Origin of the sequence: Promineifilum sp. (SeqCode) (assembly GCF_041918635.1) — a bacterium.
Taxonomy (GTDB): Bacteria; Chloroflexota; Anaerolineae; order Promineifilales; family Promineifilaceae; genus Promineifilum.
This window is the reverse complement of the sequence record NZ_JAYRVJ010000787.1, coordinates 1-6,589: the sequence shown is the minus strand read 5'-3', so window position 1 is coordinate 6,589 and position 6,589 is coordinate 1. Positions and strand designations below refer to the sequence as shown.

Genomic DNA, 6,589 nt, shown 5'->3' with positions numbered 1-6,589 from the left:
GTCGTCACCCACGGCGACAAGGCTGACGTGGCCGGGTTGCAGCGACGCGCGCACGTCTTCGAGCGCCGAGTCGAAGTCGTAGGCCCAACCGCCGGCAAAGGCGGCCACGACGACGGCCGCCGCGGCGCGGGCTGTCGCCTCGTCGTCGGGTGAAAGAGCACGAATTTGCATGAGTTCCGTTCCTCCTCCGCCGCGCGAGAGGCGCGGCCATAATGCGCATCGGATCACCTACAGCGGACAGTCGAAGGTTCCAGATGGTTGCCAGATGGCGTGCCGCCGTTGCACCATTTTCTGATATACTCCGCGAAACATCCACCACGGAGACATTCATGACCACCCCCTTCACCATCGAACACATCGCCGACCACGTCGGCCAGCGCGTCACGGTCAAGGGCTGGCTCTACGCCAGCACCCACAAGGGCAAGCTGCTCTTTCTGCGGCTGCGGGACGGCACGGGCATCGCTCAGGCTGTGGCCTACCGGCCTGAGGTGGGCGACGAGCTGTTCGACGAACTCGTCCACCTGGGCCAGGAGTCGTCGCTGATCGTCACCGGCACAGTCAAGGCCAACGACCGCGCCCCCGGCGTGCCCGGCGGTTACGAGATCGGCATCGAGGCAGTGCAGGTCTTGCAGAACGCTGTGGATTACCCCATCGGCCCCAAGGAGTACGGCATCGAGTTCCTGATGGACAACCGCCACCTGTGGCTGCGGTCGAGCAAGCAGTGGGCCATCCTGCGCATCCGCGCCACGATCAAGCGGGCCATCATCGACTTCTTCGACAGCCACGGCTTCCTCAACATCGACACGCCCATCATCACCCCCAGCGCGGCCGAGGGAACCAGCACCCTCTTCGAGGTCGGCTACTTCGACGAGAAGGCGTACCTGGCCCAGACCGGCCAACTCTACAACGAGGCCAACATCATGGCCTTCGGCAAGGTCTACTGCTTCGGCCCTACCTTCCGCGCCGAGAAGGCCAAGACCCGCCGCCACCTGGCCGAGTTCTGGATGGTGGAGCCAGAGATCGCTTTCTGCGATTTGGACGACCTGATAGCGCTGGAAGAGGAGTTTGTCAGCTACGTGGTGCAGACGACGCTGCGCGAGCGGGCGGCCGAGTTGGCGCTGCTGGAGCGGGACGTGACGGTGCTCCAGAACATTACGCCCCCCTTCCCGCGTATCAGCTACGACGAGGCCATCGAGCGCATTCACGCCATCCGCGAGGCGACGACCGACCCGCAGTTGAAGGAGTTCCTGGCTATCGAGTGGGGCGACGACTTCGGCTCGCCGCACGAGACGGAGCTGACCAAGCAGTTCGACCGGCCGGTGTTCGTCTACGGCTACCCGACGGCGGTCAAGGCGTTCTACATGGAGCCGTGGCCCGGCCGGCCGGAGGTGTGCAAGAGCGTTGACCTGCTGGCCCCGGAGGGGTATGGCGAGATCATCGGCGGCAGCGAGCGCATGAGCGACCCCGACGTGCTGCTGGCGGCCATTCGCCGCCACGAACTGCCGGAGGCCAACTACCAGTGGTACATCGACCTGCGGCGCTACGGCAGCGTGCCCCACAGCGGCTTCGGCCTGGGGCTGGAGCGCACGGTGGCCTGGATTTGCGGTATTGACCACATCCGGCAGACCAGCCCCTTCCCACGGACGCTGAAGCGGTTGACGCCTTGAAGCGCGGGGGAGCAGGGGCGCGGGGGAGCGGGGGAGAATGTGCCATCCGCTACTCGTCCCCCTGCTCCCCTGCTCCCTTGCTCCCCTGCTCCCCACGCCACCCCCACAGGTGACGGCGAACCACATCCCCCTGAGCGACATTGTCGCGCCAGAAGTCGGCCTCGGGCAGCGCGTCGGCCGTCGCCTCGACGGTGTAGATAAGGTAGATGGTCGGTAAGCCGGGGTAGGAGGGGGAATCCACCACGCGCCGCGCCGGTTGACCCAATTCGCGTAGTTTTACGTCCCGCCCGGCCAGCCCCAACTCCTCGGCCAGACAGCGGGCGGCGGCGGCCAGCGGACTCTCCTCCCCCTTCAGCTTCTCCGATGGCGGCAGCAGCCGCGCCCGCCGCCGGCCGTCGGTCATCTCCTGTTCCACCTCAATGAGCAGCCGCTCGCCGCGCCGGATGAGCACCTGCGCCACCCGCACCCGCCGCTGGAGCGGATCGTCGTGGAGGGTTGTCTCGCCGGCGGCGCACTCCGCCCACAGGTCGGCCACGCGCTTGGCCCGGCCCTGACCCCAGACGTCGAGCGGCAGCCCGTGCCCCCGTAGCCACGCCTCCAGCGCCGCCGGATCGGCGAAATCGCGCCGGCTCATCGCCCCGCCTCCAGGTGGCGCTCGTAGTGGGCCAGGGCCGCGGCGAAGGCGGCCCGGCCGAAGCCGAAGCGCACGCTCTGATCGTCGTAGCCCAGGCAACTACCTGGCAGCAGCAGGACGCCCGCCTCCCGCGCCAGCATATGGCAGTACGCCGTGGCCGAGGGACGGTTCAGGCCAACCAGGGCGACAGAGCCGGCGCGCGGCGGCCGCCAGTCGAACAACTCCGGCCAGCGGGCGAAGAAGCCCGCGGCGCGTTCCAGGTTGGCGGCGATGAGGGCGCGGCTGCGGCCGGCCAGCGGCTCGTGGGCGCGCAGGGCCACGGCGGCCAGCGCCTCGCTGGGCGCGGGCGGGCAGATGGTGGTGTAGTGCTTCCAGTTGATGAGCGCGTCGCGCGTGGCCGGGTCGCGGATGATGAGCCAGCCGGCGCGCAGCCCGGGCAGCCCGTGGGTCTTGGACAGGCCGGCCAGGACGATGGCCCGCTCATAGCGGTCGGCGGCCGAGGGCAGGCGGTCGACCGGGTCGCGCTCCAGGCCGCGGTACATCTCGTCGCACAGCAGCCACGCGCCGCGGCGGGCCACGATGTCGATCAGCGCGTCGAACTCGTCCAGCGTGGGCAGGTAGCCGGTCGGGTTGTGGGGAAAGTTGACCACGACGAGGCGCGTGCCGGGCGCCACCAGTCGTTCCAGGTTATCCAGGTCGAGCGCCCAGCCGCCCGGAGTGGGCCGTATGGGCCATCGGTTAACCCGGCCGCTGACGTGTTCGGCCAGGTTGAGCAGCGAGTCGTAGGCCGGTGTCAGAACCACGACGGGGTCGCCCGGCTCCAGCAGCGCGCGCATGGTCAGATAAATGCCCTCCTCCGGCGCGCCCAGCATGACCACGTCGCCGGGAGCGACGCCGGTGTAGAGCGCCGCCGCCGCCGCCCGCAGCGCCGGGTTGCCCTGCGACTCGGTGTAGCCCAGGCGCAGATCGAGCAGTTCGGCCGGGTCTGCTCCAGCCAGCGCCAGCAGTTCGGCGATGGACAGCGTTTCGCAATCCGAGGCGCACAGGATGTGTGGGGTGGTGAACTCGTACTGGGCAAAGTACACTTCGGTAGCAAAGGGTGGAATGTGCATGAATCCTCCCATGCGGGACGCGCCGGCATCAACTCATTTGCGGACGATTACCATAATTGTATGAGGCGCGACTGGCGCGGCAATCATAGTAGACCGGCGGCGTAAGCCCGTTTGTAAGTGCCGCGAGGTTAAATGGTCGAGAAGCCCGCTATGCGGCAGACGTGGCGCGATGGGCCTCAATCGACTCAGAGCACGTAACCCGATTGAGCCTCATCGGCCTTGGGGAGCGGCCGCGAACCACAACCTTGAACTCGGCGCGGCCAAGGGCTTGGAGAACAGTACATGACGAAGAAAGTCATCTTTATCGGGGGAACGTCCTACAGTGGTTCGACGTTCTTCCAGTTGACGCTGGCCAATGACCCGGCCGGCTTTGGCGCGGGCGAGGTTCGTCATCTGTTTCGCCCGACGAAGGAGCGCTTCCTTCGAGATACGTGGACCTGCGGCTGCGGCGACCCGGCCTGCACGGTGTGGGATCGCGTCAAGCAGCGCGGCGAAGCGCACCTATATGAAACTATCTTCGACATGCATCCCGAGGTGGAGTTCATCGTCGACGCCAGCAAGAATATCGTCTGGATGGATCAGCAGCGCGAACGCCTGGCTCGCCAGGGAATCGAAGTCTACCCGCTCATCATCTGGAAGACACTGCTCGAGTTCGCCCACTCGCTCCGTAAACGCAAGCGATTGGGTTTAGAAGAACTCAGCAACTGGCCGCGCTACCATCGCACTTACTACTCGTTTATCGAGGATTGGCGTTCGATCAAGTATGCCAATTACACTCACGATCAGGCCAATGTGTTGCGGGCGGTATGCGCTCATCTGGGGATCCCATACTTTGAGGGCAAGGAGCGCTTTTGGGAAAAGCGCCACCACGTGCTGGGCGGAAATCTCTCCTCGCGGATTCACCTATACTCCAAAGACAGCGAAAAGTATGAGGATATTCGCCGCCGAGCGCGGGGGCAAGAACTGGGCCAGGCCGAGACGGAGCACCGCCGGGTCTACTATGAAGAGCCGGATCAAACGGCGCTGCACCAGACGATCGCCGAACTGAGCCAGAAAGAACCGCGTCTCGGCCAGATCGAGGCGATGCTCTCCAACCGGGACGTCGCCAACTCGGCCCCACTTATCCAGGAGTGGCCGGACCTCAGACTGAGCAACTCGGAGATCCGCATGCGGCAACTGCGCCAGTACACGCAGGATCACTGGGGCAAAATCCGCTACGCGCTTCGCAAGTCAAAGACCAGCGGCAAAGTGGCGACCCAATAGGGCTATCCGCTATCCACTAACCCGGTGGTCGCTCGATAACTCGACTCACCCGGCGTGGACAAGCAGTGACGAAAACGCAATGACATTCCCGAACTTCATCATCGGCGGCGCCCTGAAGGCGGGCACGACCTCGCTCAACTACTACCTCAAGCAGCACCCGGAGGTATACATGAGCGCGCTGAAGGAGCCGCGCTACTTCGCCTATGAGCCTGACAACCCCGATCACGTGGAGGGGCGCGGGCTGCGCTTTCCCATCAAGACGCTAGAGGCTTATACGGCCCTATTCGACGAGGCCAACGGTCAGAAGGCCATCGGCGAAGCCTCGCCCCACTACCTGATCAGCCACTACGCGCCACAACAGATTAAGAAGACTCTGCCGGACGTCAAGCTCATCTTCAGCCTGCGCGACCCGGTCAAGCGCGCCTACTCCATCTATTGGCACGACGTGCGTCTGGGCATGGAGAGCCGCCCGGTGGAAGAGGCGCTGACCGAGCGCGAGTACGCGGTCATTCACGGTTTGTACCACTACTGGTTGTGCCACTGGTATGAGCTATTCGGGCCGGAGCAGATCAAGATCGTCCTGTTCGACGACTTGCAGCGCGACGCGCTGGGCGTCGTCCGCGAACTTTGCCTGTTCCTGGGGATCGACGCGGGTTTCTCGCCCGATCTGACCGTGCGCAACAAGGGTGGGGCGATGAAGAACAAGGGCATGGGGCGCTTCTACGAGCGCATCAAGACCCACCCACTGCGCAAGGCCATCGATCCGCTCGTGCCGGAGCGCGTGCGCGCCCTGCTGCTGGACGCCCGCAACCGCAACTTCGAGGAGCCGCCGCCGCTGCCGAAGGCGGTCGAGCGCCGGCTCAACGACTTCTACCGCGACGACATCGCCCAACTCGAGCGCTTTCTGGGGCGCGACCTGTCGGCCTGGAAGCATTGATCCCGTTGGGAGCCGCCTGAGCCAGTCAGGTGTGGCCCCGTCAGACGTGGCCCCTTCAGATGGGGGGATCAGAAAAAGGCGCAACCCTTGCGGGTCGCGCCTCTTTCCGTGTGGGGATAGACTGCACTAACGGGCCGGCGTCGCTTCGGGCAAAAGCTGATCGGCCGGCTCGTCCTCATCGCCGGCGAGCGGGTTATCCTCCTCGCCGGTATCGATCCAGAGTAGTTCGGTGGCGCCCGGCTGGGCGGCGCTTCGCTCCACGTCGCTGATGTCGGCGAAGTTCAGGATGTGGAACGGCTCTTCGCCCCAGATCAGGACGCAGCGCAGGTCAGGGTACTGGACGCCATAGGCCAGGAGTTGGCGCGGCGTCACCTGGGCCAGCACAAAGCGGCGGAACGCGCTGGGAACGATGAGCGCCGGTTCCTCGATGATGGCTATGGCCGCTTCACTGGTAAGCGTGTCCGTGTTGCCGGCTTCGTCGGTGACGGTTAGCGTCACGTCAAACTCGCCCGCTTCGGTATAGGTGTGAGATGGGTTGGTCTCGGCCGAGGTTGCGCCGTCGCCAAAGTCCCAGTCCCACTTAACAATGGGGCTAGTACTGGTGCTCTTATCCGTGAAGTCGACAGTATGCGGGACGACGCCGGCAGCCTGGCCCGGCCCGATGCTGAAGTTGGCGATGATCTCGCTGATGACGCCCAGAAACTCGTGTGCCCCGATGTCCGGCTGGGCGTCCCGGCTGCCGCCATAGAAATCCTTGCGAATTCCCGGCGGCCGGACGCCGTTCACGGGGCTGCCGTCGCTGGCCCGGCCCACAGCCAGAGAACTATGTGAAGTTAACTGGTAGTTGCGCGGGTCGATGCTGCTGGCCGCGTCCGGGAATTTGCCGCGCAACTCGGCCGTGGGATTGGCTAGATTGGGATTGCCAATGCGATCGCCGGGGCCGCGCATGGCCGCCGCCGGTTGTTCGCCCCACAGG

The 6,589-nt window shown here is 65.3% G+C and carries 6 protein-coding genes; 3 read left to right on the top strand and 3 right to left on the bottom strand.

Annotated elements, in window-relative coordinates:
- Positions 1–329 precede the first annotated feature (329 nt).
- Positions 330–1,667 carry an asparagine--tRNA ligase gene (asnS, locus tag ACE3UY_RS22525; RefSeq protein ID WP_374689712.1) on the top strand — a complete coding sequence of 446 codons (1,338 nt, stop codon included), beginning with the start codon at positions 330–332 and terminating at the stop codon, positions 1,665–1,667.
- A gap of 49 nt (positions 1,668–1,716) precedes the next feature.
- On the opposite strand, the gene ACE3UY_RS22520 is transcribed toward asnS, so the two are convergent.
- Together ACE3UY_RS22520 and ACE3UY_RS22515 are read right to left on the bottom strand one after the other, a co-directional pair.
- Complete coding sequence (locus ACE3UY_RS22520; protein ID WP_374689711.1) at positions 1,717–2,301, bottom strand: NUDIX domain-containing protein; 585 nt, start codon at positions 2,299–2,301, stop codon at positions 1,717–1,719.
- Positions 2,298–3,413, bottom strand: a complete 1,116-nt coding sequence (locus ACE3UY_RS22515) for an aminotransferase class I/II-fold pyridoxal phosphate-dependent enzyme (protein WP_374689710.1) — start codon at positions 3,411–3,413, stop codon at positions 2,298–2,300. Before ACE3UY_RS22515 ends, ACE3UY_RS22520 begins: the two co-directional genes overlap by 4 nt.
- A 282-nt stretch (positions 3,414–3,695) precedes the next feature.
- On the opposite strand from ACE3UY_RS22515, the gene ACE3UY_RS22510 reads away from it, so the two are divergent.
- Both ACE3UY_RS22510 and ACE3UY_RS22505 read left to right on the top strand, forming a co-directional pair.
- Positions 3,696–4,676, top strand: coding sequence for a hypothetical protein (locus ACE3UY_RS22510; protein WP_374689709.1), 981 nt, complete (start codon positions 3,696–3,698; stop codon positions 4,674–4,676).
- Between the two features lie 79 nt (positions 4,677–4,755).
- Positions 4,756–5,613: a sulfotransferase gene (locus tag ACE3UY_RS22505; RefSeq protein ID WP_374689708.1), complete on the top strand. Its 858-nt coding sequence runs from the start codon at positions 4,756–4,758 to the stop codon at positions 5,611–5,613.
- A 126-nt stretch (positions 5,614–5,739) separates the two neighbouring features.
- On the opposite strand, the gene ACE3UY_RS22500 is transcribed toward ACE3UY_RS22505, so the two are convergent.
- On the bottom strand, positions 5,740–6,589 hold an 850-nt coding region (locus ACE3UY_RS22500; RefSeq protein ID WP_374689707.1), incomplete at its 5' end, for a PKD domain-containing protein.